The following is a 26,990-nucleotide window of genomic DNA, read 5'->3' on the forward strand; positions in this document are numbered from 1 at the left end:
CCGCCGGGCACCGGATGCGGAGTCCGGTCAGAACCCCGCCGGTTCCTCCGCGTGGTCGGCGGGCTCCACCTGGATCGTGGGGTGCGTGACGCCGTACCGCTCGGCGAGGATCCGGCGGCTCTCGTCGAGGACGGCGTGCCAGTCGGCGCCGTCCTTGATCATGACGTGGGCCGATGCCGCTTCCATGCCGCTGGTGATGGTCCAGATGTGCAGGTCGTGCACCTGCTGGACACCGGGGACGGCGGCGAGGTCCCGTTCCGCCGCCTCGACGTCGACGTCGGGCGGGGCCACTTCCATGATGATCCGCAGGGCCTGGCGCATCAGCTTCCAGGTGCGCGGCAGGATGAAGAGTCCGATGGCGGCGCCGATGATCGGGTCGGCGTACTCGAAGCCGGTGGTCCAGATGACGAGGGCCCCGATGATCACGCCGACGGAACCGAGCATGTCGGCGAGGACTTCGAAGTAGGCGCCCTTGACGTTGAGGCTCTCCTTGGCGCCCGCGGTGAGCAGGCGGAAGGAGATGAAGTTGATGACGAGGCCGATGACGGCGACGACCAGGACCGGGAGGCCGGGGACTTCGGCCGGGTCGCGGAAGCGTTGCACGGCCTCGTAGAGGACGTAGAAGGCCACGCCGAACAGCAGGAGGCCGTTGATGATCGCGGCCAGCACTTCGAGACGGTAGGTGCCGTACGTGCGCCGGCCCGACGCCGGCCGCTTCGCGAGACGGATGGCGGCGAGGGCCAGCCCCAGGCCCAGGACGTCGGTGCCCATGTGGGCGGCGTCGCTGATCAGGGCCAGCGAGCCGGTGATGACGCCGGCCACGACCTCCACCAGGGCGTACGCCGCCGTGATGGAGAAGGCGATTGCCAGGGGTTTCTGATGGCGCTCGCCGGCGCTGCCGATCCGCGGGCCGTGGGCGTGCCCGTCGCCGCCGCCGTCCCCCGGCGAGGAGCCGTGGCTGTGGCCGTGTCCCATGGTGCGGTACCTCCTGGTCCGTCTGTCTGTTTGCGCCGGCCGATCCGGTGGTCAGCCTGGCAGGGGTGGGCCCGCGGCCCCGGACGTCGCGGTCGGGCGGGCGTGGCGGCCCACGCCGGGGACGAACCTGCCTGCCCGCGCCGTGTAGCCGGCGTAGGCGGGGCCGTGTACCCGGGCCAGGTACGGTTCCTCCACCACGCGGACCTGGAGTTCGACGGCGAGGACGAGCACGAGCCACGCGAGGGCGGCAAGGGCGTTCGGGACCATCAGGGCGAGCCCCGCGGCGGTCACGGTCATGGTGGTGAAGACCGGGTTGCGCACGTACGCGAAGAGGCCGGAGGTCACGAGTTCCGTGCGCTCGGCGGCGTCCACTCCGACGCGCCAGGAGGCGCCCATCCCGCTCTGCGCGACCAGGGTGGCGGCCATTCCCGCCAGGGCCGCGGCCAGCCCCGTCCAGCGAAGGGCCGTACCGTCGCCCGTGCCGGGCAGCGCGGGCATTCCGGCCAGCGCGGCGGCGGGAGCGGCCGCCCCGCCCAGGAGCGCGAGGACGAACAGGACGCCGGCCCACCACGCGGCGGATCCGGGCCGGCCCGAGATGCCGCGGAAGCCGGCGTCCCCGGTGCGGCGCCGCTGCACGGCGGCCCGGACGCCGAACGCCGTCAGCGCCCATACGGCGAACAACGCCAGTGCGGTCCAGGCCCACATGGTCACCGCTCCTCCTTCGTCTTTCCGGTGGTGGATGCGCAACAGCCCCTGCCCCGCCAGGCGTCGCGGCCTTCCTTGACGGCGATGGCGGCGATCACGAGTGCGGCGATCGGGTCCGCCCAGGTCCAGCCGAGGGCGGCGTTGAGGACGAGGCCGGCGAGGACCGCGGCGGAGAGGTAGGTGCACAGGAGGGTCTGCCGGGAGTCGGCCACGGCGGACGCGGAGCCGAGCTCCCGCCCCGCCCGGCGCTGGGCGGCGGACAGGAACGGCATGACCGCGAGCGACAGGGCGGCCAGGGCGATGCCCGGCGCGGAGGGGGACGCCTCGCCCGTGCCGGTCAGAGACCGGGCCGCGTCGACGGTGACGTAGGAGGCGAGCGCGAAGAAGGAGACGGCGATGATCCTCAGGGCCCGGTGCTCGCGGGCCTCCCGCAGGGCGTGTTCCTTGGCGGAGAACTGCCAGGCGACCGCTGCCGCGGAGGAGACCTCGATGACCGAGTCGAGGCCGAATCCGACCAGCGCGGTCGAGGAGGCCAGGGCGCCCGCGGTGAGGGCGACGCCGGCCTCGACGACGTTGTACGCGATCGTCGCCGCCACGAGCAGGCGTATGCGGCGCGTCAGCACGTCGCGCCGGGCGGGCGACGGGCCGAGCGCCAGGGCGGCCATCAGCAGCAGCCCTTCTCGTCGGCCTCGGCGCAGGTCCGGTCGGCGGCGACGGTGACGACCGCGGAGCGGAGGTCGTCGAGGGCGTGTCCGAGGCGTGCGTCGGCCAGCTCGTAGCGGGTGCGGCGGCCTTCGGGGACGGCGACCACGAGGCCGCAGTCCCGCAGGCAGGCGAGGTGGTTGGACAGCCGGGTGCGGGAGATGCCCAGCCTGTCGGCGAGGTCGGAAGGGTGCGCCGGGGCCTCGCGGATCTCGAGGAGCAGGCGGCAGCGGATCGGATCGGCCAGCGCGCGTCCGAAGCGCGCCAGGACCTCGATGTCTTCGGCGGTGTTCAGCACACTTCGACAGTACACCGATTCTTGAATTCAGGAAGTCCTGAACTATTTTGCGCGGGGCATCACCGGATCTCCAGGACGTCGGCGACGGGCCGGCGGGGTGTCTGGGGGCCCTGGGGTCCGTATCCCAGGCGCAGGACCATCTGGACGTGCCCCATGGCGTCGAGCGGGTCGCGGGCCGTCCATCGCAGTTCCGGCCACTCCAGGGGCTGGGAGGTCATCGAGGTGGCCAGGCCGTCGGCGGTGGCCCGGAGCAGGACGCGCTCCAGCGCCTGCCCGGCCCGCAGCCAGTCGGCCCGGGTGTCCGTCGGGGTGCCGAGCAGGGCGAGCCGGGGCCGCTCCTCGAACACGGCCCAGCCCCGGTCCGCCACGGGGGCGTCCCGGCCGAAGTCCCGTACGGGGGAGGTGCCCCGGGAGCTGCGCGGGCCGAACGCGTCGGCGGGAACGCCGTCGCGGCGGGCACCGGACGCGGCGTTCGCCGGGGAGACCCAGGCGGAGGTCTCCGCCCGGACGAGCGGGTCGATGTCCTCACGCTGTTCCGCGTCCCGCACGAGGCCGAGCACGGTCTCCAGGTGCCAGCCGCCGACGACGGTCAGCCGGCAGCCCTCCCAGCGGGCGGCGCCCCGCAAACCGTCCAGGAGGGCCTCGGGCACCGGTTCGTCACTGAACGGGAAGCGGCTGGTGTGCCGGCGCCGGAGAGCGGCGTACAGGTCGGCCGGCTCGTCGTGGTCGTCGTCGCAGGGTCCGCCGATCGCCGCCGTCGCCAGCAGCCAGGGCTGCGACGCATCGGGCAGCAGCCGCACGAGCGTCCGGAGTCCGTGCCGTGCCGCGGAAACGCGCAGGTTGAACAGGGCTGCCCCGCAGCCGAGATGGAGCGCCCGGTGCTGCGGATCGGTGCGCGGCATGGCGCGTTCCGCATCGCCGTACAACTCGATGACGTCGTCAGCCGCGCGGAAGACGAACTTCCACGGCTGGGCGTTGTGCATGGAGGGGGCGGTCACGGCGTCGCCGACGAGCCGGGCCGCGCTGTCGGGGTCGAGGCGTGCGGAGGTCATGGCGCTGTCCTGTGGGTGTGTGTGCTCGTACGGTCCGCTTCCGGCCCTGCGCCCGGTCACCACATCAGCGCGTGGCCGGCGCGTCCGTTCCGGGCGGTCGGTGTGTCGTCGGTCCGGGCCGTGACGTGGGACGCCACGGAGACGACCCCGTCGAGCTGTTCGACGAGGCGCAGGAGTACGCGGAGCCGGCTGAGGTGCTCGATGCGGCCTTCCAGGGTGACGACGCCGTCCACCACGTGGACGTCGATGTCGCCGGGCGGCACGTCCAGCACCTCTGTGAGGACCTCGTCGGCGACCCGCCGGCGGATCTCGGAGTCCGGGCGCACGAACAGGCGCAGCAGGTCCCTGCGGGTGACGATGCCGACCAGCCGGTCCTCCTCGTCCACGACCGGCAGCCGCTCGATGCCCCGGCGGGTCATGAGCCGGGCCGCGTCACCGGCCGTCTCGTCGGCGCGGACCGTGACCGCGGGGGCGGACATGACGTCGCGGGCCGTGGGCGGATCCGCCGGCGCCGCGTCCTCGTGGAACGGGTGCGGGGCCGGTGCCGTGCGGGCCAGGAGGTCCGTCTGCGAGACGACACCCACGACGCGGTCCTCGCCGTCGAGGACGGGCAGTCCGGAGACGCCGTACTGGGCGAGGAGCTTGGCGACGTCCTTGAAGGCGGTCTCCGGAGCCACCGAGACGACCTCGTCGGTCATCAGATCCGCCACCTTGATGTGCTTCATGACGTCCTCCTGCTCCGCCGTGTCACGCGGGGAACGTGCGTCCGGGTCGTGGTGTCCCCCCACCATGCGTCCGTACCGTCCGGCGATCGAGGGCCGAACGGTCCCCACCCGGGGCCGTACGGTCCGGGCGCACGCGACCGGGCGTCCGGACGGAAGGGGGACCTTCGGTCCCGATCGCGGCCCCGGGCGGCCCTGCGCACGCCGCGGCGCCGGTGCCAGCGTGAGGGGTGTCCCTCATCGGGTTCTCGGTTGGGAGGAACCGTGGAAAGCACATTCCGTACCCCGGACACCAGCACGGTGGTCGTGGGCGTCGACGGCTCGGCCCCGGCCCGTACCGCGGCCATGTGGGCGGCCGGGGAGGCCGTACGCCGCGACCGCCCCCTGCACATCGTCCACGGAGCCGACACCGACGGCCGGGCGCTGTACGTGCCGGCGGAGACCCTTGAACAGGTCCGCCACAACGGCCGCAGGCTCCTCGACGACACGGAGAAGGCCGTGACGGCCGAGTACCCGGGTCTGCGCGTGAGCACCGAGTTCAGCCCGGCGGACGCCGTCGGCAGCCTGCGACGGGCCGCCGCCCTGCGCGGCACCGTCGTGGTGGGCAACCGGGGCCTGGGCGGATTCAGCTCCCTCCTGCTCGGCTCGGTCGGCCTGGACCTCGCGGGCGCCGCCACCACTCCCGTCATCGTCGTCCGCGGCACCGAAGGGGCGGAGGAGACCGGCACCGTCCTCGCCGCCGTCCGTGACGAGCACGACCTCCTGTACGCCCGGTACGCCGCCCGCGAGGCCGAACTGCGCAAAGGATCCCTGCGGCTCCTGCACGTGTGGAACGTACTGGAGTCCGTCGGGGAGGTGGTCGGCATGCTCGACGACGTCGACGCCATCGCGGGTGCGCACGCGGACGCCCTGCGGGCGGTCAGCGACGCGGTGTGCGAGGAGTTCCCCGATCTCGACGTGCGGGCCGACGCCGAGAAGGGCGTCTCCGTGGCCGGAGTGCTGGTCGAGGCGTCCCGCCGGGCCGACCTGCTGGTCATGGGCGGCCGCCGGGTCCCCGGAGCCCTCGGCCTCACGCGCAGCCTGGGACGGGCCGCGCACAGCCTCCTGCACCACGCGCACTGCCCCGTCCTGCTCGTCCCCCGCACCGGAGCCGACTTCGGCGGCACGTGACGGCCGAGCCGTGGTCGGCGGGTGCGGGGTCTTCGTCGGCACTACCGTGGAACGAGGTGGCCCTGGACCGCCTGGCGTCGGCCGGAGGTGGGACATGAGCGCGGACGGCCGGCCCGCATCCGGCGGCGTGCCGCGGTTGCGGCTCGACGAGCTCCTCGACGAGCTCCAGGTCCGCATGGACGAGGTCCGCGGCACCCGGGACCGGCTGAACGGGCTCCTGGAGGCCGTCATGTCCGTCGGCCGGGAACTCGACCTGCCCCAGGTCCTGAACGGCATCGTCGAGGCCGCCGTCGTCCTCGTGGACGCCGAGTACGGCGCGCTGGGCGTGATCGGCGACGACCGCAAGCTGGCGGAGTTCCTGCCCGTCGGCATCACGGACGACCTCCGGGCCCGGATCGGCGACCTGCCGTCCGGCCACGGCATCCTCGGCGAGCTGATCCGCCACCCGGAACCCCTGCGCCTGTCCGAGCTGGCCGAGCACCCGGCCTCGTACGGCTTCCCGCCCCACCACCCGCCGATGCACTCCTTCCTCGGCGTCCCCATCCGCGTGCGCGAGGACGTCTTCGGCAACCTCTACCTCACCGAGAAGCGCGGCGGAGCCGAGTTCGACGCCGAGGACGAGGCCGTCCTGTCCACGCTCGCGGTCGCCGCGGGCATCGCCATCGAGAACGCCCGCCTCTTCGAGGAGGTCCGCCTGCGCGAGCGCTGGCTGGAAGCGAGCTCGGACATCACCAGCGCCCTCCTCTCCGGCGCCCCCGAGGAGGACGTCCTCGCCGGCATGCTGGAGCGGGCCAAGGACATCACCGGTGCCGACCTGGGCGTCATCTACCTCGTCGGACCCGCCGGGGAGCTGCGCGGTTCGATCGCCCTGGGCCACCGGGCCGAAGCGCACCGCGGCATCGTCCTGCCGAGCACCGGCGGCACCCTGGCCGAGGCCGCCCTGGCCGCCGCGGGCCTGGTCACGGTCGCCGATGTGTCGGCCGATCCGCGCGTCACCGTGCAGCCGGAGCGGTGGACGGGCTTCGGCCCGGCCGTGGGGGTCACCGTCGGTACCGGGGAACGGCCCGGCGGCATCCTGGTCCTGGCCCGCCGCCACGGCCGACCGGCCTTCGCCACGGCCGAGGTCGCCTCGCTGCCCGGATTCGCCGACCAGGCCGCCCTCGCGCTGGAACTGGCCGACCGGCGCCGCGACGCCGAACAGCTGAGCCTGCTCGAAGACCGCGACCGCATCGCCCGGGACCTGCACGACCTGGCCATCCAGCGCCTCTTCGCCACGGGCATGACCCTGCAGAGCGCCCAGCGGTTCGTCGACCACCCCGAGGCGTCCGAACGGCTCGCCCGTGCCGTGGACGACCTCGACGACACCATCAAGATCATCAGGTCCACCATCTTCGGGCTGCGCGACCGGCAGTCACCCGGAGCGGCCCCCACGCTGCGCTCTCGCACCGTCCGGGCCGTGGACGGTGCCGCCGAGGGCCTCGGGTTCTCGCCCGCCCTGCGGATGGAGGGGCTGATCGACACCGAGGTGCCGCCCGCCGTCGCCGACGACGTCCTCGCGGTCCTCGGAGAGGCCCTGGCCAATGTCGCCCGGCACGCCCGGGCCACCCGGGCGGAAGCCTCGGTCGTCGCGCGGGACGGCGTCCTGACCGTGACCGTGACGGACAACGGCGTCGGTGTGGCCGGGGGCGGCCGGCGCAGCGGACTGCGCAATCTCGCCGAGCGCGCCGAACGGCTCGGCGGCCGGATGCGGGTCACCGCGCGGGAGGCGGGTGAGGCCGGTACCCGCCTCACCTGGAGCGTTCCGCTCACCTCACCGCCGGGCGGGCCGCCCCGTCACAGGTAGCTGCCGCTGCCGTAGGGCGCGTACAGGTCGAGCAGGCGGACCCGGGCGGCCTGCAGGCGATGGGCCAGGACCTGTCCGACCCAGTGGCCGAGGGCCGCGCCGAACGCGGTGTCGGCGTCCATCAGCTCGCGCACGCGCACGGCGTCGAACTCGTGGGCGCGCACCGGTGTCATGGCCTCGGCCCCCAGCCGCCAGGTGTACGGGGCGAACAGCCACGAGCAGCCGACCAGCTCGCCGGTGCCGAGCCTCTCGATGACGGCCGCGCGCCGGCCCGGCACATGGACGTCCAGGGTCACCGTGCCGGAACGGACGATCCAGAACCGGTCGGCGCGACCGCCCTCGCGGAAGAGGTGCGCCCCCTCGTCGAAGTTGACCTCACCGGCCAGCTCCATCAGGCGGCTACGGCAATCGGCCGGCAGCGCCGCGTTGAAACGGATGGAAGAGGTGGAATCCATCAGAAAAAGCCTCCCTGGTTCACGTCCGATGCGGCTCCGGACCGGCAGCTGGTCAACGTCTCGGCGCGGCCTCGCCGCCGTGCCCCTGGTCGTGGACCTGCGCGGCGATGACGGCTGCCTGGACCCGCCGTTCGACTCCCAGCTTTCCCAGCAGCCGTGAGATGTGGTTCTTGACGGTCTTCTCCGAGAGGTAGAGCCGTTTCGCGATCTGGCGGTTGGTGAGTCCTTCGCCGATGAGTTCGAGTACGGCCCGCTCCCGCTCGGAGAGGGCGGCCAGACGGGTGTCCTCGGGTGTCCCGGCCGCCTCCGGGGCGCGGAGGGAGCGCATCAGGCGGGCGGTCGTGGCCGGGTCGAGCATGGACTGGCCGGTGGCGACCGTCCGCACCGCGGCGACCAGGTCGGTCCCCTTGATCTGCTTCAGCGCGTAGCCGGCCGCCCCCGCCATGATCGCGTCCAGCAGGGCGTCCTCGTCGTCGAACGACGTCAGCATCAGGCAGGCCAGCTCCGGCAGCCGCGAGCGCAGCTCCCGGCAGACCGCGATCCCGTCACCGTCCGGCAGCCGGACGTCGAGGACGGCGACGTCCGGACGGAGGGCCGGTCCCCGGGCCAGGGCCTGGTCCGCCGTGGCCGCCTCGCCGACCACGGTGATGTCGGCCTCGGCGTCGAGCAGGTCCCGCAGCCCGCGCCGCACCACCTCGTGGTCGTCGAGGAGGAACACCCTGATGGGAGCCTCCGCAGAGGCGCCCGTTACGTCGGACATGTTCGCCGCCTGATCCGCCTGATCCGCCTGATCCGCGTGACGCCGTAACTGCTTCCACCCGAATTGTCTCAGGAGGGCGTCGAGCCCACCCGCCGGTCCACCGGGCACGGGCCGGGACGTCCGTCGACCGGGCCGATGCCCACACCCTGGTCCCCGGCCCGGGGCGGCCGGCAGGGGAGGACCGTCCCTCGGGGAGGGACGGTCGGCCCTTTCACACCCCCGACCGGTCCGAGGAAGGTGAATCCCGGTGGCGACCGGTCCTTCCCCCGGCCGGCCGCCGCCCATCCCTGCCCGGCCACCCCGACGCCCCGCGCGTCAGTACGGAGGACAGACCCGTGAAGCACACCCTCGTCGTCGGAGTGGACGGCTCCCCGGAGAGCAGGGCCGCTGCCGACTGGGCCGCACGGGAAGCCGTGCTCCGCAACCTGCACCTGCACGTGGTCCACGCCTGGCTGTGGCAGCCGCTCGCCGTCCCGGTCGTCCAGGACCGTGCCGTCGAGGCCCGCCGGGCCCAGGAGATCCTGGAGGAGGCCGAGGCCGGGCTCACCCGCCGCCACCCGCGGCTCGCGCTCACCGCCGAAGTGGTGCCCGACGTCCCCGTGCCGGCGCTGCTGCGCGCCGCCAAGGGCGCGGAGATGCTGGTGCTCGGCTCCCGCGGGTACGGCGCCGTCGCCGGCTTCCTGCTCGGCTCGTACGGGCAGCAGCTGATCGCCGCCGCCGAGTGCCCCGTCGTCTCCGTCCGCGCCGAGCAGGGCGGGCCGGTGTCCGCGGCCGACGGGGCCGAGGTGGTCGTCGGCCAGCAGGGCGGCGCGGAGGAGTCCGCCGAGGTGCTGCGCTTCGCCTTCGAGGAGGCCGCGGCGCGCGGGGTCGCGCTCCGCGCGGTCCGGGCCTGGAGCCTGCCCCCGGTCTACGCGGGGAGCCCCGGCTCGCTGTGGATCGCCGACCGGCTCGGCGGGCTGCAGCCGTACGAGAAGGCCGCGCTGGAGCAGGCCCTGGAACCGTGGCGGGCGAGGTACCCCGAGGTGCAGGTCGTCGCGCACGTCCAGCAGGGGAGCGCGGGCCAGGTGCTGCTGTCCGCGGCATCGGACGCCGGGCTGCTCGTCGTCGGCCGGCGCGTCCGCGACGCGGTGCTGGGCTCGCGCATCGGGTCGGCGGCCCACGCCGTCCTGCACCACGCCGTCTGCCCCGTGGCCGTCGTCCCGCACCGCTGAACCCCGGGGGACGGGCCTGCCCGTCCCTACTCCGGAGCGGCCACCGGGCGCCGTCCGGGCGGCGTCAGCGCGTGGCTGGCGATGACCGCGGCCTGGACGCGCCGCTCCACGCCGAGCTTCACGAAGAGCCGGGAGATGATGTTCTTGACGGTCTTCTCCGCGAGGAACAGCCGCTTGCCGATCTCCCGGTTGGTGAGACCCTCGCTGACCATCAGGAGGATCTCCTTCTCCCGGTCCGTGCAGCCGGGAAGCCCCGGGACCTGCTCCTCCTTCGGCGTCTCGCCGCGCATGCGGGCCATCAACCGCGCGGTGGCCCCGGGGTCGAGCATCGACTGGCCGGCGGCCACCGTCCGTACCGCGGTCACCAGGTCGGTGCCGGTGATCTGCTTCAGCACGTAGCCGGAGGCCCCGGCCATCACGGCGTCCAGCAACGCCTCCTCGTCGTCGAACGACGTCAGCATCAGGCAGGCCAGTTCGGGCATGCGGGAGCGCAGCTCACGGCACACGCTCACCCCGTCGCCGTCCTGGAGCCGCACGTCCAGGACCGCGACCCGGGGGCGCAGCGCGGGGATGCGGACCAGCGCCTGCTCCGCCGTACCCGCCTCGCCGACCACCGTCAGGTCGGGCTCGGCGTCCAGCAGGTCGTGCACCCCCCGCCGGACCACCTCGTGGTCGTCGAGCAGGAAGACGCTGATGGGCTCGGTCGCGCCGCCCGCGCTCGCCGCGGGGGAGGGAGCACCGCTGCCGGTCATGACACAACTCCTTGGCCTGGGTACGTGCCTGACGCACGCATACCGGCATCCTGCCTCCCGCACGGCCGAACGGACAGGGCCGATCGGCCCTGATCGGCGCCGCCGTTCCCGCGGGGAGGTCCCGTTCCCGCGGGGAGGTCCCGGCAGGCCCTGCGGAAAGGGACCTTCGGCCCTGTTTGCAGGGCCTGCCGGCACCTCCCCGCGGGCCGCCGCACCGGATGGACTGGGAGCACAAAGGGAACCGGGCGACTCCAACAGAGCCGCACGCAGCGCGGAGGACGCCATGAGGACCGCCCTGATCGACCTGAAGACCGTGGCCCGGGACGACCGCGGGCTGAGAATCGCCCTGGCCGGAGAACTCGACTTCTTCACGGTGGAGCACGTGGGGCCGCGCCTGCGCGAACTCGCCGAGTCCGGCCACCGGACCCTCGTACTGGACCTGCGCGGCCTCTCCTTCTGCGACAGCGCGGGCATAGACCTCTTCACCCGCCTCGACCGGCGCTGCCGTGCGGCGGGAACCCGGCTCCTGCTGTGCGACGTACCGCCCCAGGTGATCAAGTCCATGCGGGTGCTCGCCGCCGATCGCGACCTGCGGTTCGTCGTCTCGTGACCGCGCAGCCGTCCCCGTCCGCGGCCCCCCGGCACATGCGGGAACTGGACCGGGCCGAGGCCCTGGGGCTCCTCGCCTCGGTGTCGCTGGGACGCATCGTCTTCACCCGGCACGCCCTGCCCGCCGTCCGGCCCGTGAACCACTTCGTCGACGGCGAGGACATCATCGTCCGCATCCACGAAGGCGGGGCCCTGGGCTCACTGGCGGCCCCGGCCGAGGATCCCGGGGTGGTCGTGGCCTACGAAGCGGACGTCATCGACCCCGACACGCACCTCGGCTGGAGCGTCGTCGTCACCGGCTACGCGCGCCCGGTGGCCCACGCCGACGACGCCGACCGCTACGCGGACGTGCTGCGCCCCTGGGCCGGACCACCGACGACCGGCGCGTTGCGGATCCGCCCGGACCTCGTCACCGGATTCCGGCTGGAGGCACGAGCGTCCCGCCCGGCGCCCGCGCCCAGGGCCTGAAACCGGGTACCTGAGAACGGGCAGGTGAGACCGGGCACCTGGAGCCGGGCACCTGCGTCCGGCGCGAGCCCCTGCCTCAGGCGCCGCCGGGCAGCGGTGCCCGCCACACGAGCTTGCTGCCGCCCTCCTGCGGGCTCTCGACGCTGAACGACCCGCCGACGCCCCGCGCCCGCTCATCGAGGTTGCGCAGACCGCTCCTGCGCCCCTGGGCCGGAATGCCCGCGCCGTCATCGGAGACGGTCAGCACGACTTCCCCGCTCCCCGCCCTCAGGCTCACGCCGACCCGGGTGGCCCGGGCATGGCGTGCGGCATTGCTGAGGAGCTCGCCCAGGACCGCCATGACGTGGTCGGCGATCTGCGGCGGCACGTCGGTGTCGAGCAGGCCCTCCATGCTCAGGCGCGGCGGGTGGCCGAGGGTGGTGGCCGCTTCGCCGACGGCACGGGCCGCCCGGGCCCGCAGGCCCGGTCCGTTCTCCCGGTCCCTGGTCCGCAGTCCGAAGATCGTGGACCGGATGATCTTGATGGTCTCGTCCAGATCGTCGACGGCCCGGCCGACCCGCTCGGCGGCTCCCTCGTGCTCCACGAGCCGGGCCGCGCTCTGCAGGGTCATCCCGGTGGCGAAGAGCCGCTGAATGGCCAGGTCGTGCAGGTCACGGGCGATCCGGTCGCGCTCCTCCAGCAGCGCTATCTGCTCGGCGTCGCGGCGCCGCTCCGCCAGCTCCAGGGCCAGCGCCGCCTGGCCCGCGAAGGCGACGAGCGGCTCCAGCTCCCCCTCGACGAACGCCGGCTCCCCCGCGCCGCGGGCGAGCAGCAGGACACCCCGGCTCTCCCCGCCCGCCGTGCCCAGCGGGACCGCCACGGCGGGCCCCAGCCCGTCCCGCTCCCGGACCTGGGCCTCGGCCGGGTAGCGTCCGTCGTCCGCGGACACCGCGGCGGTGACCGGCCTGCCCGCCCGGTGCGCGGTCCCCGAGAGCGTGCCGGCGAAGGGGATGACGAGGCCCTGCCGCGCGGCCCCGTCTGCGCCGGCCGCGAACTCCACGACCAGGCCGTCGACCCCGGCCACGGGCATGGCGATGTCCGCGAGCCGCGCCGCGGTGATCTCCTGGGCGCGGCGGGCGATGAGCTCCAGCACCGCCGGGCGCGAACTCCCCGACAGCAGGCTCCCGGTGATCTCGGCATTGGCCCTCAGCCAGCGCTGCTGTCGCTGCGAGCCCTCGTAGAGCCGTGCGTTGTCGATCGCCACCCCCGCGGCCACCGACAGGGTGGAGATGACGGCCTCGTCCTCGGTGTCGAAGTCCACCCCGCCCCGCTTGTCGGTGAGGTAGAGGTTCCCGAACACCTCGTCGCGGACCCGGATCGGCACGCCCAGGAACGTCCGCATGGGCGGGTGGTGGGCCGGGAACCCGTACGACGACGAGTGCGCGCCGAGGTCCGTGAGGCGCAGGGGCTCCGGGTGGTGGATGACCTCCCCGAGCAGCCCGTGGCCGGCCGGCAGCGGCCCGATCCCGGCGATCTCCTCGTCGGTGAGTCCGACGGTCAGGAACCGGGCGAGCGTGCGACCGTCCGGGCCGATCACCCCCAACGCCCCGTACTCGGCGTCCACCAGCAGCGCGGCCGCCTCCACGATCCGCCGGAGCACCTGGTCGAGATCGAGCTCCCGCCCCACCGAGACCACGGCTTCGAGGAGGCTGTGCACCCGGTCACGCGTACCGCGCACGGCGTCGATGCGCACCTGCAGCTCGTCCAGCAGCTCGTCCAGCCGCATGCGCGGCACCTGCGTCAACGGATTCCCCGTCCCCACGTGCTTTCCCTCCACCCACCGTCAGAACCCGGCCCGGGCAAGCGTATCGACCCGCCGTCGACCCAAGGACCTCCCCGCGGGATCGCCGTGAGGCGGCCGCAACGGTCAGGCGGCGGCCCCGAGGCGGGCGGCCAGCCAGTCGAAGACCCGCTGCTCGAACAGGGCCCGACCCAGGGGTTCGCAGTGCAGGTCCGCGCCCTCCGCTGCCGTGAACTCCACGAACGCCTTCTCGCCCGGCAGGGCCTCGTGGAGCCGCAGGCCGGGCCAGAACTGTTCGCCCTCCGGCGAGGTCACCAGCAACGGCGCCGTGATCCGGTCCAGCACCCCCGTCAGGTCGTACCGGCCCATCTCGGTGAGCAGATCGAACGGGGAGTCGATCCCGTACGGCTTGGCCCGCCACCGCCAGTAGGCGGCGAACTCCGCGTCCTCCGCCATCCCTTCGCGCATGACCCCGTCGAAGGCGTCCCGGTCGCCCGAGTCGAACAGCTCGTGCAACTCCGGCGGGAAGTTGTTCCACCAGCTGTCCACCACGCGCACCACACCCGGGTCCGCGACGCCCGCCGCGATCCGGTGCTCGAATGCGAGCGCCCGGGGCACCCAGTATCCGGCCTGGCTGATCCCGGCCAGCACCAGCCGTCCCGGCGCGATGTCGCCGCGGCCCAGCAGGAAGTCCACCACCGGCGTGATCACGTTCTCCCAGTCCGGGCGGAACGGCATCCGGTGCTCGAACAGCATCGCCTGCTGCCCCGGGCCGTCGAACAGGAGGGCGTTCCAGCCGCGCGCCACGGCCGGCGCGCCGAGCATCGTCCACGCCGTGCTCACCGGGCCGTCGCTGCCGTTGTTCACGATCACCGTCGGCACGTCCGCGCCACCCGCCGCGGACCGGAAGAGATAGCCGGGCAGTCCCGTCCCCTCGTACGGCACCGACACCCGCTCCGCGGCCGGCTCCCACGCCGCCGCGAACCGGTCGAAGCACTCCCGGTGCTCACGGAACACCGGGAGCAGCCGTGTCTCGTCGTCCAGCGCGTCGGCGGAGACCAGCCCCGTCCCGAAGTAGCCCGCAGCCCGCAGCCACGCCTCCCGCGCGCTCGTCCGCAGCCCCGCCGCGGCCGCCCGTTCCCCGTCCGACCGGACGCGCCGGGCCAGCTCTGTCCAGCCCTCGAACCACGCGGTGCCGTCCGCCTCGCGCAGCGCCGAGGCGGTCGCCAGCACCTCGCCGGGATCGGAGCCCTTCTGCCAGGCAGCCCCCAGCAGCGCCTTCACCTCGAAGTCGAACTGTTCGTTCTCACAGAACCGGTACGCCACGATGCCTCCCGGGAACACACCACCACCGTACGAGGGCCCCCGGGCGACCGCACGCCGCGCGGCTCAGTGCCGGCCGCGGCGCGCCCACTCCTCGGCCAGCAGCCGGTAGGAGCGGACCCGGTCCGCGTGGTCGTGCGTGATGGTGGTGATCAGCAGCTCGTCCGCTCCGGTGGCCTCCTGGAGCCGTTCCAGGTGGTCGGCGACCGTCCGCGGCGAGCCGACGAACTGCGTCTCCACCCGGTCGGCGACCAGCTCCCGGTCCGCGTCCGTCCACGGCAGTGCGCGGGCCTCGGCGGGCGTGGGATAGGGGATGGCGCCCTCGGCCGTGCGGATGCTGCGCACCCACGGCGCGTACCCGGCGGCCAGTTCGCGGGCCGTCGCGTCGTCCCCGGCCACGACCACGTCGGCGGACACCGTCACGTACGGCCGGTCCAGGTCGGCCGACGGCTTGAAGGCAGCCCGGTACCCCTCGGCGGCCTCCAGCACGGTGGCCGGGCTGACGTGGTAGTTCGCCGCGAACGGGAGCCCGTTGCGCCCGGCGGTCTCCGCGCTGATCCCGCCGCTGCTGCCCAGGATCCACACCTGTACGTCGGCCCCCTCGCCGGGGACGGCGTGCGCCTCCAGGCCCTCCGGCGTGCGGTACTCGCCGCGCAGCAGGGCGAGGACGTCGTCGATCTGCTCGGCGTAGTCCTGAGGTACGGCGCCGGGCAGGTTCAGCAGCTTCTGCTGGAGCGCCACCCGGGGGTGGCCCAGCAGGTGCGCGAAGGAGAACCGGGCCGGTATGCGCAACCCGCCCGGGGTGTACCCGTCCACGACCGGGGTCACGGGCGGCGCGGGCTCGCCGGACCGCGCGGGCGGAGCCCCGGCCGAGCGGCCCAGGCCCAGGTCGAGCCGTCCCGGGTGCAGGGCGTCGATCAGGCCGAACTCCTCGACCGTGGACAGCGCGGTGCGGTGGCCGAGCTGGACGGCGCCGGAGCCGATCCGGATGGTGCTCGTCGCCGCGGCGGTCAGGGCCAGCACCACGGCGGGCGAGGTCCCGGCGACCCCCGGGTTCAGGTGGTGCTCGGCGAACCAGTAGCGGGCGTAGCCGAAGGACTCCGTCCGCCGGGCGAGGTCGATGCTGTGGTGGAGGGCCTCGGCGGCGGTGGAACCGGACGGGACCGGGACGAGGTCGAGGACCCCGAGGGGGATGCCGGACATGGCCTTGCTCCTTGGAAGTCGGGAAAGGAAGGATCGGGGATCGCACGGCGCAGCACCGGGGCGATCTCCGCCTGGAAGAGTTCGAGCGAGGCACGGTGTGCCGCCGGGTCGAGCCCGCCCGCCTCGGCCTGGAGGTGCAGGGCGGTGTGGCCGAACTCCTCGTGGTAGCGGTGGACCTTCTCGATCACCTGCTGCGGGCTGCCGATCAGCGCGGAGCTGCGCTCGACGAAGTCCTCCAGCGTCGCGAAGACGGGAGCCAGGCCCTGCTGTTCGTGGAAGGCGAGGTAGCGGGCGAACGCCGGACGGTACGCCCGGACCGCCTGCTGCGAGGTGGGGGCCGCGTGGTAGCCGGCCGTGCCCGCGCCGACGACCGCGTGCGCCGGATCGTGCCCGTAGTGCTCCCAGCGCTCCCGGTAGTGGCGGATCAACTCGGCGTACGGGCCGATCGGATGGGTGACGTTCGCCGAGAACAGCGGGTCCCCGCAGCGTGCCGCGAGATCGACGGACTCCCGGCTCGTGGCACTGCCGTGCCAGACCCGCAGGTTCCGCTGGAACGGCCGGGGCAGCACCTCCGCCGCGGCCAGGGCGGGGCGGAAGCGCGGCTCGGCGGTCACCTCGTCCTCGCGCCAGATGCGCCGGAACAGGTCGTAGCCCTCGGCGTTGCGTTCCCACTGGTCCTCGGGCGTCACGTGGAACAGCTCGCGCTGCGCCGTGCCGTTGCCCTTGCCGATCATCAGCTCCAGGCGCCCGTCCGAGAGGTGGTCGAGCGTCGCGTAGTCCTCGTACGCCCGCACCGGATCGAGCAGGCTCAGTGTGGTGACGGCGGTGAACAGCCGGATCCGGCGGGTCAGCGCCGCGATGTGGCCGAGCACGACGGGAGGCGACGACGACAGGAACGGCCGCTCGTGGCGCTCGCCCACCCCGAACCCGTCGAAGCCGAGCTCCTCCGCCAGCCGCGCGGCGGCGACGACCTCGCGGAACCGCTCCCGCGTCGGCGTGAGGACCCCGGTCACCGGGTCCCGGGAATCCGCGATCAGGGTGATGGCCAGGAACTTCACGAGGCCGCGGCCTCTCGGGCCGGCTCCGCGCCCGGCTCCGCGCCCGGCCGCGCGCCGCGCCCCGCGCCCGGGTCGGTCAGTCCGAGGTGGTCGCGCAAGGTGGTGCCCGCGTAGTCGGTGCGGAAGACACCCCGCTCCTGGAGCAGCGGCACCACGGTGTCGGCGAAGACGTCGAGGCCGCCCGGGGTGATGTGCGGGACCAGGATGAAGCCGTCGGCGGCGTCCGCCTGCACCAGGGCGTCGATCGCGCCGGCGACGGTGGCGGGGGAGCCGATGAAGGTCTGCTCGGAGGTGGTGGAGATGACGAGTTCGCGGATCGACAGGTTCTTGGCCTCGGCGAGCGCCCGCCACCGGCGGGCGGTCTCCAGGGGGTCGCGGAACTGGCGGACGCTGGCCCGTCCGAGGGCGATGGTGTTCTCCCCGGGCAGGGGGTCGACCTCGGGCAGCGGACCGTCCGGGTCGTAGCCGGACAGGTCGCGGTTCCACACGTGCTCCAGGTACTTGATCGCGGTCTGCCCGCTGACCTGGAGGCGGCGCACCTCGTACGCGGCCTCGTGCGCTTCGGCGTCGGTGTCGCCGAGGACGAAGGTGGCCGCGGGGAGGATCTTCAGCTGGTCGTGGGTGCGGCCGTACGCGGCCAGGCGGCGTTTGACGTCCGCGTAGAACGCCCGGCCCTCGTCGAGGGTTCCGTACCGGCCGAAGATCGCGTCGGCGGAGGCCGCCGCGAACTCCCGGCCCTCGTCGGAGTCCCCGGCCTGGAAGATCACCGGCCTGCCCTGCGGGCTGCGCGGCACGTTGAAGCGGCCCTCGATGTCGAAGTGCTGCCCCTGGTGCGCGAACGCCCCGGCCCGGCCGTCGCGCAGGAAGCGGCCCGACGCGGCGTCGGCGACGACCGCGCCCGCCTCCCAGGAGTCGAACAGCTCGTGCGCGGTGGCCAGGAACTCCCGGGCGCGGGTGTAGCGGTCCTCCCGGGGCAGGAACCCGCCGCGGCGGAAGTTCTCGCCGGTGAAGGCGTCCCAGGAGGTGACCACGTTCCAGGCGGCCCGGCCCTCGGAGAGGTGGTCCAGCGAGGCGAACTGGCGCGCCACCTCGTACGGTTCGTTGAACGTCGAGTTGATCGTGCCGGTCAGGCCGAGACGGTCGGTGACGGCCGCGAGCGCGGCGAGCACGGTGAAGGTGTCGGGCCGTCCCACGACGTCCAGGTCGTAGATCTGCCCGCCCTGTTCGCGCAGGCGCAGCCCCTCGGCGAGGAAGAGGAAGTCGAACTTTGCGCGTTCCGCGGTCCGCGCGAAGTGGACGAAGGAGTCGAAGTCGATGTGGCTGCCCGCCGCGGGATCGCTCCACACGGTGGTGTTGTTGACCCCGGGGAAGTGGGCGGCGAGATGGATCTGCTTGGGCGCCTTGCGGCTCATGGTGCGTCCTTCCGGGGATCAGGAGGGCAGGAGGGGATCAGGAGGCGCGGCGCGCGGCCGCGGCCGTGGCATGGCGGCCGGCGGGCCGGTCGAGCCCCAGCAGACCGCGCAGGGTCTCGGCCCCGTACTCCCGGCGGAAGAGGCCGCGCCGCCGCAGTTCCGGCACGAGGGCGCGGGTGATGGCGGGCAGGTCGTGGGCGATCACACCGGGCCGCAGCCGGAAGCCGGACAGGCCCGCTTCCTGTCGCTCCTGGAGCAGATCGGCGAGCTGGGACGCAGTTCCGGTGAACACCGGGGCGCCGCCGCCCTCGTACGGGTCGCCCGCGAGGGCGTCCAGCCGGCCGAGGCGGTCGGCGGCGGCCGCGGCGTCCTCGTCCAGGAACACGGTCAGCTCCCCGAACAGGTGCAGCGGCTGCGCACCGGGCCCGGCCGACTCGCGCAGCCGCCGGACCGCCGCGACCGCGGCGCGCGCCCCGGCCGTGTCGCGGGAGGGGAGGAACCCGACGTCCGCGGCCCGGGCTATGAGCCCGTAGGCGGCGCTGTCCGTCGCCCGGGCGGTGACCACGGGCTGGCCCTGCGGCGGGCGGGGCGTGATCGACGGCCCGCGGACGCTGAAGTGCTGCCCCGTGAAGTCGATGTGGTGCAGCTTGTCGCGGTCGACGAACCGGCCCGTGGCCACGTCGCGGATCTCGGCGTCGTCCTCCCAGCTGTCCCACAGCCGCCGCACCACCTCGACGTGGTCGCCGGCCTCCTCGTGCAGCTCGTCCTCCTGGAGTGGAACCGGACGGCGCCCGAAGTGCCGTTCCTCGTGGGGGAGTCCGCAGACCTGGACGTCCAGGCCGGCACGGCCGCGGCTCACGTGGTCGAGGGTCGCGACCGCCTTGGAGACGTGGAACGGCTCGGTGTGGGTGGCGGTCACCGCGGGCACCAGCCCGATGCGGCCGGTCAGCGGGGCGATCCGGGCCGCCGTGAGCACGGCGTCCAGGCGCCCGCGGACCCGGTCCGTCCGCTCGTCCTGGGCTCCCGGCGAGGCCGACTGGAGGGAGAGGGCGTCGTCGAAGGTGACGAAGTCGAGCAGCCCGGCCTCGGCCTCGGCGACCACACCGGCCCAATAGCGGGCCGTGAACAATTCGGCGGGCCGGGCACCCGGCTCGCGCCAGGCGACCGGGTGCCCGCCGGCGCCGTCGAGCGCGACGGCGAGATGGATTTCGGACACGGCAGACATCGCCTTCCTGACAGGCCGGACGGAAAGGGGGGAAGAGAATGCGGCGCCCGCGGAAAAGAGGGGGCTTTTCGAAGACGCTACGCCCTATCGAAGTGCCGTTCAACGACAGTGGTATTAAGGGAGTTTGGCGGATTCGTTTCCCGGCGCCCGGACGGCCATGAAGGAGGGCCGGCGGCGCAGCGTGAAACCGATCGCCTCGTAGAGCCGGATCGCGCCGGTGTTGGCCGCGGAGGTGTGCAGGAAGGGGACTTCGCCCCGCTCCCGGATGCCCGCCGCCACGGCCCGCACCAGCCGTGTCGCCAGACCCCGCCCCCGGTGCCCGGGGTGCGTGCACACCGCGCTGATCTCGGTCCAGCCGGGCGGGTGCAGCCGCTCCCCGGCCATCGCGATCAGCCGGCCCCGGTGACGGATGCCCAGGTACGTGCCGAGCTCGACGGTGCGGGGCAGGAACGGCCCCGGCTTCGTGAGTTCGATCAGGGCGAGGGCCTCCGGCACGTCGGCGGGCCTCAGCCGGACCGCCTCCGGGGCGGGTTCGGCGCGCAGCGCGGTGTCCACCAGCTGGACGCCCTCGATGACGCCGACCGTCTCCCAGCCCTCGGGAGGGCTCAGCACTCCGGCGAGCGAGGCGACCCCGCCCGGGCCGACCAGCGCTGCCAGGTCGGCCCAGGAGCGGGGGTCGGCCGGGTCGGCGAGGGCGGCGAAGGGCGAGACGTCCCGGTCGTAGCGGGCGGCGCGGGAAGCGCCGGGCCGCAGCCCGCCCGGGTGTTCGGCGAAGACGGAGTGGGCGCCGGACAGGGAGGCCCACGCCGGGTTGTCCAGAACGTGCGGGGCGGCCGTGGTGCCCGGGCGGGCGGCGGTGCCCTCGCCCGCGCTCATGAGTTGGTCAGGGGCAGGCCGGGCGGGTTCACCTGGGAGGCGGTGACGGCCTCGTTGGACAGGTTCCAGGCGGCGAGCAGCTGCGGGTACTGCCCGTTCTTGATCAGGTGGTCGATCGCCCCCGCCACCGGCGCGGCCAGCCCGCTGTCCTTCTTCGCCGTCGCGGCGATCAGCCCCTGGAGGGTCTCGCCGGCTCCGGAGAACGAACCGGCGTTGCGCGTGGGGGCGTTGCCGCTCACGGTCTGGGTGATGTGGTAGGCGATCGAAGGGTTCGGGCCGAAGTTGAGGTCGATCTTCCTGCCGCTCAGGGCCAGGCCGACGCTGTTGGCGTCGGGGAAGTACTTGACCTCCAGGTCCTTGCCCTCCGACTGCAGCTTCTTCTGCCACTCCAGGAGGATCTTCTCCTGGTTGGTGCCCCGGCTCACCGCCACGGTCCTGCCCGCGAGGTTGCGGTAGTCGCCGCCGAAGTTCCAGGTGCTGTCCTTCAGCGCCTCGAAGGCCAGGTTGTCCTGCCGGTAGGACGCGAAATCGTACTTCTTCTTGCGCTCCTCGGTGACCGTGACGTTGGTGAAGGCCACGTCGACCTTGCCGCTGTCGATGCCGACGAAGAGGTTCTCCCAGGTGGAGTTCTTGATCACGGGCTTCAGCCCCAGGGTCGCGGCGACCAGCCGGCCGAGGTCCGGCTCCGCGCCCGTGAGGGTCTTCTGGTCGGTGCCGACGTAGGCGAGGGGCGGGAAGCCGGCGGGCAGCGCGCCGACGCCGATGACCAGCTCGCCGCGTTCGCGGACGGCCTGCGGCAGCTGGGCGCGCAGGGACTCGACGACGGGAGCCGGCAGTTCGACCTGCCGGGCGGCCCCGTTGGAGACGGCGCCGACGGTCACCGTGCCCGACGGGCCGTTCCCGGTGGCCTTCGCGTCGCCGCCGCATGCCGTGAGGCCGGTGGCGAGGGCGGCCGTCGCGGTCACCGCGCCGAGGCCGCGGACGAGTCTGGTGCGCAGGGTGGACCGGAGTTGCATGGCGTTCCTTCTCGATCGTGCGGAAAGACGGGGAAAGGGGGGTGTCGTGCGGGTGGGGGAGTGGACGGGCAGTGGGTGGGGAGGGGACGGCGGGCCACCGCGGCGCCGTCAGAGCACCTTGCTGAGGAACTCCCGCGTCCGAGGATGGGCGGGATGGTCCAGCACCCGAGCGGGCGGGCCCTGTTCGACGATGCGGCCCTCGTGGAGGAAGACGACCTCGTCGGCGACCTCGCGGGCGAAGCCGATCTCATGGGTCACGATCACGAGGGTGGTGCCCCCGGTGGCCAGGTCCTTGATGACGGAGAGCACCTCGCCGACCAGCTCGGGGTCGAGCGCCGAGGTGGGTTCGTCGAAGAGGATGACGCCGGGCCGCAGGGCCAGGGCCCGCGCGATGGCCACCCGCTGCTGCTGCCCGCCGGACAGCTGCCGCGGGTAGGCGCCGGCACGGTCCCCGAGGCCGACGCGCTCCAGCAGTTCCCGCGCCCGGGCCCGCGCCTGCGCCCGCGGCAGCCTGCCGGTGGCCACCGGGGCCGCGGCGACGTTGTCCAGCAGCGTCAGATGCGGGAAGAGGTTGAAGTTCTGGAACACGAAGCCGATCCGGCTGCGCTGGGCGAGGATCGCCTTGTCCCCCAGTTCCTTGAGCCGGCCGCCCCCGCCGTGCCGCTGGACGCCGATCAGCTCGCCGCCGACGCTCACATGGCCGGCCTCGGGCTTCTCCAGGTGGTTGAGGACCCGCAGCAGGGTGGACTTGCCGGACCCCGAGCGGCCCAGGACGACGGTGACGGTGCCCGGTGCGACGCTCAGGCTCACCCCGTCGAGGACCCGACGGCCGCCGAACGACTTGTGCACGCCGTGCACCTCGATGCCGGCGGGTGGTGCGGAGTCGGCTCCGACGCTCGCGGTCACTGGGCCGGTCACTGGGCCTGTCACGGGGCCGGTCACTGGGCCGTCTCCTTCCGGAAGCGGATCTTCAGACGCCCCAGGTGTGCCCGGGCCCGCTGGAGGGGGGTGGGCGGTACGGTGCGCAGCGCCCCGCGGGCGTAGTACCGCTCGACGTAGAACTGCACGACGGAGACCAGGCTGGTGAGGATCACGTACCAGACGGTCGCCACCAGCAGCAGCGGCACCACGTCGCCGGGATAGGTGCTCGCCAGGCTCTGCACCGAGCCGAACAGGTCCAGCAGCGAGACGTAGAAGACGAGCGAGGTGGCCTTGAGCAGGCCGATGAGCTGGTTGACGTAGGAGGGGACGATGGAGCGCAGCGCCTGCGGGAAGACGATCCTGGCGAACTGGTAGCGCCGGGGCAGCCCCAGGGCCGCCGCCGCCTCGTGCTGCCCCTGGTCGACCGAGAGCACCCCGGCCCGGACGATCTCGGCCGCGTACGCCGCCTCGCACAGGCTCAGGCCGACCACCGCGACGACGATGTCGGTGGCGAGCCGGGACTCGTCGAAGGTGAAGAAGGCGGGCCCGAAGGGCACCCCGACGCTGAGCGTGGGGTAGAGGGCGCTGAAGTTGTAGAGGAAGAGCAGGACGACGATCAGCGGCACGGAGCGGAAGAGCCAGATGTACGTCCAGCTCACCGACCGCAGGACCACGTTGCCCGAGAGCCTGCCGAGGGCGAGCAGCACACCGCCGGCCAGGCCGAGGACCGCACTGTACGCGGTCACCTGGAGGGTGATGAGCAGCCCGTCCAGGACGACCGGGCGCAGGAACCAGTAGGCGAACCGCTCCCACTGGTAGAAGGGATTGGTGATCAGTCCGTGGGAGGCCTGGGAGACCAGCACCAGCACGACGAGGGCGGCGGCCCACCGCCCGGGCCGACGGAGCGGGAGGACCCGCTCGGACGGCCCGGAGGTCCCGGAGGACCCGGTGGGCGCGGAGAGGAGAAGTGATTCGGTCAAGGGGCACTCCAGCGGCTTCGACGAAGCGCAGAAACGGAAAAGCAGCCGTCATGCCGAAGGGAAGAGGCCGCCGATGTATGTGGCTGCGGCGTAAGCTAGGCAGCGGGGTGAAGGAGTGTCAACGGCCCTGATGTCGATATCCGTTGAAGCGAATGCCGATTTCATCCGCCGTACATACAACGCCTCTTGGTGAAATGAAATACGGCGCATCTTCACTCGAATGTGGCGGCCGCCTCTCGCAGCGCGCGGGCCACGAGCGCCGGGTCGTATGCCAGCTCCTTCACCACGTCCGGGTGGTCCCGGGCGATGTCGGTGGTCTCGGTCGGATCGGTGCGCAGGTCGTAGAGGGCCCATTCGCCGTCGTCGTAGGGGGTGCCGGGACGGTGGAGCGTGACGAGCTTGCGGCCGTCGCGGTAGTGGCTGCGGTTGCCCGACATCGCGCAGTACTGCTCGGTGTGGGCGCTGGGGAGCCCCCCCGTCGTGGAGGACGGGGGCGAAGCTGGTGCCGTCCGGCTCCTGGGCGGGCCGTCCGCGCCATTGCCCCGGGCGCGGCACGCCCGCGAGTTCGAGGAGCGTGGGCGTGACGTCGGTGACGTACTGGTACTGCTGCCGGCGGGGGCGGGGGAGGCGCCGATCCGTGCGGGCGGACCGGCGGCCGGCCCCCGGGCGGGGCCGTCAGGGGGAGCGGCGGCCGGCGCGGTCAGGCGCGCCGTCGAGGAGTTCCCGTACCAGTGCGGCGACCTGGTCGGTCTCCAGCAGGAACCCGTCGTGCCCGTGCGGCGAGCGGATGACCCGTACCCCGCCCGCGCCGGGGATGCCGTCCGCCAGCTCCTCCTGCTGGAGGAGGGGGTAGAGGCGGTCGGAGTCCACCCCGGCCACCACCGTCCGGGCCCGTACCCGGCCCAGGGCCGCGCGCGTACCGCCCCGGCCCCGCCCGACGTCGTGGGTGTTCATGGCCTCGACGAGGGTGACGTAGCTGGCCGCGTCGAACCGCCGGACGAGCCCCGCGGCCTGGTGGTCGAGGTAGGACTCGACGCCGTACCGCCCGCCGAGCCAGGGCTGTTCGCCCTCCTGGGCGCGGTGGCCGAACCGTGCCTCCAGCTCCGCGGCCGACCGGTAGGTGATGTGCGCGATGCGGCGGGCGAGGCCCAGCCCGGTGTGCGGACCCCGCCCCGGCCCCGCCTCGTGGTAGTCGCCGCCCCGCCAATGGGGGTCGGCGCGGATCGCGCGGACCTGCGCGGTGGCCCACGCGATCTGGTCCGCGCCGGCCGCCGCGGGGCAGGCCAGCAGCAACAGGGAGGCCACGCGCGCGGGTTGCGCGACAGCCCACTCCAGCGCCCGCATCCCGCCCATCGAGCCCCCGATCACCAGGGCCCAGCGCTCCACGCCGAGCGCGTCGGCGAGCCCGACCTCGGCGCGCACCTGGTCCCGCTGGGTCAGACGCGGGAAGGAACCGCCCCAGGGACGCCCGCCGGGGCCCGCCGAGGCGGGGCCGGTGCTTCCCTGGCAGCCGCCCAGGACGTTCGGCGCCACCACGAACCAGCGGTCGGTGTCGAGGGCCCGGCCCGGGCCCACCAGCGCGTCCCACCAGCCCGCGGTGGGGTGCCCGGGCCCGGCGGCGCCCGCGACGTGGCTGTCCCCGGTCAGCGCGTGCAGTACGAGGACCGCGTTGGAACGGTCGGGCGCGAGCCGCCCCCAGGTCTCGAACGCCAGCCGCACCTGCGGGAGTACGCCGCCGGCCTCCAACTCCATCGGCTCCGCGCACCGGTGCCACCGGCGGCGGCCGGGCGGGTCCCCCTCCCGCCACGCACCGGTGGCGGGAGGGGGACCCGGGGTGGCTCGGGCCGGTGCCTCCGGGTTCAGGACGCTTCCTTCGCGGCGCGGAACCCCGCCTCCAGATCGGCCTTCAGGTCGGCCGGGTGCTCGATGCCGACGGACAGGCGCACCAGCCCCGGGGTGGTGCCGGTGGCGGCCAGCTGCGCCTCGTCGAGCTGGCTGTGCGTGGTGGAGGCCGGGTGGATGACCAGGCTGCGCACGTCACCGATGTTCGCGAGGTGGCTGAACAGCTCCAGGCCGTCGACGAACCGGCGGCCCGCCTCGACACCGCCCCGCAGCTCGAAAGCGAGTACGGCGCCGGCGCCGCGCGGGAGGTAGCGGCGCCCCGCCTCGTACCAGCGGTTGGACGGCAGGCCCGGGTAGTGCACCGCCGAGACCTCGTCGCGCCGTTCGAGCCACTCCGCCAGCGCCAGGGCGTTCGCCGAGTGCCGCTCCAGGCGCAGGCTCAGCGTCTCCACGCCCTGCAGGAGCAGGAACGCCGAGTGCGGAGCGATGGCGGGGCCGAGGTCGCGCAGCAGTTGCACCCGCAGCTTGACGGCGTACGCGCCCGCGCCGAGAGCGGGCCAGTACCGCAGGCCGTGGTAGCTGGGGTCGGGTTCGGTGAAGTCGGGGAAGCGCTCGGGGTGCGCGCCGAAGTCGAAGGTGCCCGCGTCGACGACTACGCCGCCGATGGTGGTGCCGTGACCGCCGAGGAACTTGGTGGCCGAGTGGACGACGACGTCCGCCCCGTGCTCGATGGGGCGCAGCAGGTACGGCGTGGGCACGGTGTTGTCGACGACGAGCGGCAGGCCCGCCGCGTGGGCGACGTCGGCCACGCCACGGACGTCGAGGACGTTGCCGCGCGGGTTGCCGAGGGTCTCCGCGAACAGGGCCTTGGTGTGCGGCCGTACGGCGGCCCGCCAGGCGTCGAGGTCGTCGGGGTCCTCGACGAAGGACACCTCGATGCCGAACTTCGGCAGGGTGTGGCGGAACAGGTTGTACGTGCCGCCGTAGAGGGAGGCACTGGAGACGATGTGGTCGCCCGCCGAGGCCAGGTTGAGGATCGCGAGGGTCTCCGCGGCCTGGCCGGAGGCGAGGGCGACGGCGGCGACGCCGCCTTCGAGGGCGGCGATGCGCTGCTCCAGGGCGTCCTGCGTCGGGTTGTGGATGCGGGTGTAGATGTTTCCCGGCTCGGCGAGCGAGAACAGGTCGGAGGCGTGCTGGGTGTCGCGGAAGACGAACGAGGTGGTCTGGTAGATCGGGACCGCCCGGGCCCCGGTGGCCGGGTCGGGGGCGGTGCCGGCGTGGAGCTGCCGGGTCTCGAAGGACCAGGCCGGGTTCGCGGTGTCGGTGTGCTGGCTCATGGATCTCCTCGGAGGCGAGCGCGAGCGGCGGGACGGCAAACAGCCGCCGGCCACCGGGCAGGGGAAGGTACGGCGGGGTACGGGGGTCACGGGCGCGGGCGGCGCGTGTGGGAGGCCGCCGGGGTCACGGTCACCGGGTCACCGGGTTCACGGGGCCCCGGAGCGGCCGGGCATGGCGGGAACCACGTACGACGGGCGACGGGTACGCGGGGTACGGGGAGAAGGGCGCGGGACGAAGCCGCGCGGCGCCGCGTCAGACGGTGACGGGACAACCCGTGGTCGTGACACGCACGTA

Annotated in this window: 25 protein-coding genes and 2 pseudogenes; 5 read left to right on the forward strand and 22 right to left on the reverse strand. The window is 73.7% G+C overall.

The genetic code is table 11. From position 1 onward, the window contains the following. Positions 1-27: 27 nt before the first annotated feature. From AB0O53_RS25755 to AB0O53_RS25780, 6 genes are read right to left on the reverse strand one after another with little or no spacing between them, the layout of a single operon-like run. Positions 28-975: a cation diffusion facilitator family transporter gene (locus AB0O53_RS25755; RefSeq protein WP_350995532.1), complete on the reverse strand. Its 948-nt coding sequence runs from the start codon at positions 973-975 to the stop codon at positions 28-30. Positions 976-1,026: 51 nt separating this feature from the next. Further along, positions 1,027-1,680: a methyltransferase family protein gene (locus AB0O53_RS25760; protein ID WP_350995933.1), complete on the reverse strand. Its 654-nt coding sequence runs from the start codon at positions 1,678-1,680 to the stop codon at positions 1,027-1,029. A gap of 2 nt (positions 1,681-1,682) precedes the next feature. After that, a complete protein-coding gene (locus tag AB0O53_RS25765; protein ID WP_365198549.1) occupies positions 1,683-2,345 on the reverse strand; it encodes a cation efflux transmembrane domain-containing protein in 663 nt (220 codons plus the stop codon). Then, entirely contained in the window at positions 2,345-2,680 is a 336-nt protein-coding gene (locus tag AB0O53_RS25770; RefSeq protein ID WP_350995536.1) for an ArsR/SmtB family transcription factor, read from the reverse strand. The genes AB0O53_RS25765 and AB0O53_RS25770 overlap by 1 nt, the downstream gene beginning before the upstream one ends. 59 nt (positions 2,681-2,739) lie before the next feature. Continuing rightward, positions 2,740-3,732: an Acg family FMN-binding oxidoreductase gene (locus AB0O53_RS25775; protein ID WP_350995538.1), complete on the reverse strand. Its 993-nt coding sequence runs from the start codon at positions 3,730-3,732 to the stop codon at positions 2,740-2,742. Between the two features lie 56 nt (positions 3,733-3,788). Further along, complete coding sequence (locus tag AB0O53_RS25780; protein ID WP_350995541.1) at positions 3,789-4,457, reverse strand: CBS domain-containing protein; 669 nt, start codon at positions 4,455-4,457, stop codon at positions 3,789-3,791. Between the two features lie 261 nt (positions 4,458-4,718). Here AB0O53_RS25780 and AB0O53_RS25785 point away from each other — a divergent pair, with 261 nt between their 5' ends. After that, positions 4,719-5,624: a universal stress protein gene (locus tag AB0O53_RS25785; RefSeq protein WP_365198553.1), complete on the forward strand. Its 906-nt coding sequence runs from the start codon at positions 4,719-4,721 to the stop codon at positions 5,622-5,624. 94 nt (positions 5,625-5,718) lie between these two features. Continuing rightward, entirely contained in the window at positions 5,719-7,467 is a 1,749-nt protein-coding gene (locus AB0O53_RS25790; RefSeq protein WP_365198556.1) for a sensor histidine kinase, read from the forward strand. Here the strand turns inward: AB0O53_RS25790 and AB0O53_RS25795 are convergent. Next, positions 7,458-7,922 (reverse strand): Crp/Fnr family transcriptional regulator, encoded by a 465-nt coding sequence (locus AB0O53_RS25795; RefSeq protein ID WP_350995547.1) that lies wholly within the window; start codon positions 7,920-7,922, stop codon positions 7,458-7,460. The genes AB0O53_RS25790 and AB0O53_RS25795 overlap by 10 nt on opposite strands. Positions 7,923-7,974: 52 nt before the next feature. Then, positions 7,975-8,682: a response regulator gene (locus tag AB0O53_RS25800; RefSeq protein ID WP_365198560.1), complete on the reverse strand. Its 708-nt coding sequence runs from the start codon at positions 8,680-8,682 to the stop codon at positions 7,975-7,977. A 335-nt stretch (positions 8,683-9,017) separates the two neighbouring features. Here AB0O53_RS25800 and AB0O53_RS25805 point away from each other — a divergent pair, with 335 nt between their 5' ends. Further along, positions 9,018-9,893, forward strand: coding sequence for a universal stress protein (locus tag AB0O53_RS25805; protein ID WP_365198563.1), 876 nt, complete (start codon positions 9,018-9,020; stop codon positions 9,891-9,893). A gap of 26 nt (positions 9,894-9,919) precedes the next feature. On the opposite strand, the gene AB0O53_RS25810 is transcribed toward AB0O53_RS25805, so the two are convergent. Next, the gene (locus AB0O53_RS25810) at positions 9,920-10,645 is read right to left on the reverse strand and encodes a response regulator (protein WP_350995552.1); all 726 of its coding nucleotides are present in this window, start codon (positions 10,643-10,645) and stop codon (positions 9,920-9,922) included. 283 nt (positions 10,646-10,928) lie between these two features. Between AB0O53_RS25810 and AB0O53_RS25815 the strand changes: the two genes are divergently transcribed. Continuing rightward, positions 10,929-11,255 carry an STAS domain-containing protein gene (locus AB0O53_RS25815; protein WP_350995553.1) on the forward strand — a complete coding sequence of 109 codons (327 nt, stop codon included), beginning with the start codon at positions 10,929-10,931 and terminating at the stop codon, positions 11,253-11,255. 35 nt (positions 11,256-11,290) lie between these two features. Next, positions 11,291-11,722: a pyridoxamine 5'-phosphate oxidase family protein gene (locus AB0O53_RS25820; protein WP_350995936.1), complete on the forward strand. Its 432-nt coding sequence runs from the start codon at positions 11,291-11,293 to the stop codon at positions 11,720-11,722. Between the two features lie 76 nt (positions 11,723-11,798). Here the strand turns inward: AB0O53_RS25820 and AB0O53_RS25825 are convergent, their stop codons facing one another. From AB0O53_RS25825 to AB0O53_RS25885, 13 genes and pseudogenes are all read right to left on the reverse strand, one after another. After that, entirely contained in the window at positions 11,799-13,487 is a 1,689-nt protein-coding gene (locus AB0O53_RS25825; RefSeq protein WP_365198566.1) for a sensor histidine kinase, read from the reverse strand. 141 nt (positions 13,488-13,628) lie between these two features. Then, a complete protein-coding gene (locus AB0O53_RS25830; RefSeq protein WP_365198568.1) occupies positions 13,629-14,846 on the reverse strand; it encodes an alpha/beta hydrolase family protein in 1,218 nt (405 codons plus the stop codon). A gap of 45 nt (positions 14,847-14,891) precedes the next feature. Continuing rightward, positions 14,892-16,028, reverse strand: coding sequence for an LLM class flavin-dependent oxidoreductase (locus AB0O53_RS25835; protein WP_365198570.1), 1,137 nt, complete (start codon positions 16,026-16,028; stop codon positions 14,892-14,894). A gap of 20 nt (positions 16,029-16,048) precedes the next feature. After that, a pseudogene (locus tag AB0O53_RS25840) lies at positions 16,049-17,086 on the reverse strand (LLM class flavin-dependent oxidoreductase); the annotation flags it as partial. After that, on the reverse strand, positions 17,083-18,498 hold the full coding sequence (locus AB0O53_RS25845) for an NtaA/DmoA family FMN-dependent monooxygenase (RefSeq protein ID WP_365198573.1): 1,416 nt from the start codon (positions 18,496-18,498) through the stop codon (positions 17,083-17,085). The pseudogene AB0O53_RS25840 and the gene AB0O53_RS25845, both read right to left, overlap by 4 nt. Before the next feature lie 37 nt (positions 18,499-18,535). After that, positions 18,536-19,723 (reverse strand): LLM class flavin-dependent oxidoreductase, encoded by a 1,188-nt coding sequence (locus tag AB0O53_RS25850; protein WP_365198575.1) that lies wholly within the window; start codon positions 19,721-19,723, stop codon positions 18,536-18,538. Between the two features lie 114 nt (positions 19,724-19,837). After that, positions 19,838-20,599 carry a GNAT family N-acetyltransferase gene (locus AB0O53_RS25855; protein WP_350995563.1) on the reverse strand — a complete coding sequence of 254 codons (762 nt, stop codon included), beginning with the start codon at positions 20,597-20,599 and terminating at the stop codon, positions 19,838-19,840. After that, positions 20,596-21,615, reverse strand: coding sequence for a transporter substrate-binding domain-containing protein (locus tag AB0O53_RS25860; RefSeq protein WP_350995565.1), 1,020 nt, complete (start codon positions 21,613-21,615; stop codon positions 20,596-20,598). Before AB0O53_RS25860 ends, AB0O53_RS25855 begins: the two co-directional genes overlap by 4 nt. Before the next feature lie 108 nt (positions 21,616-21,723). Further along, positions 21,724-22,521 (reverse strand): amino acid ABC transporter ATP-binding protein, encoded by a 798-nt coding sequence (locus tag AB0O53_RS25865; protein WP_365198579.1) that lies wholly within the window; start codon positions 22,519-22,521, stop codon positions 21,724-21,726. Between the two features lie 32 nt (positions 22,522-22,553). Continuing rightward, positions 22,554-23,516, reverse strand: a complete 963-nt coding sequence (locus AB0O53_RS25870) for an amino acid ABC transporter permease (protein WP_365198582.1) — start codon at positions 23,514-23,516, stop codon at positions 22,554-22,556. 269 nt (positions 23,517-23,785) lie between these two features. Then, a pseudogene (locus AB0O53_RS25875) lies at positions 23,786-24,146 on the reverse strand (arylsulfatase); the annotation flags it as partial. A 45-nt stretch (positions 24,147-24,191) separates the two neighbouring features. Further along, entirely contained in the window at positions 24,192-25,268 is a 1,077-nt protein-coding gene (metX, locus tag AB0O53_RS25880; protein ID WP_350995570.1) for a homoserine O-acetyltransferase MetX, read from the reverse strand. A gap of 107 nt (positions 25,269-25,375) precedes the next feature. Then, positions 25,376-26,695 (reverse strand): bifunctional o-acetylhomoserine/o-acetylserine sulfhydrylase, encoded by a 1,320-nt coding sequence (locus tag AB0O53_RS25885; protein ID WP_365198584.1) that lies wholly within the window; start codon positions 26,693-26,695, stop codon positions 25,376-25,378. Positions 26,696-26,990: the final 295 nt, after the last annotated feature.

This window comes from Streptomyces erythrochromogenes, from assembly GCF_040684695.1.
Taxonomy (GTDB): Bacteria; Actinomycetota; Actinomycetes; order Streptomycetales; family Streptomycetaceae; genus Streptomyces; species Streptomyces erythrochromogenes_C.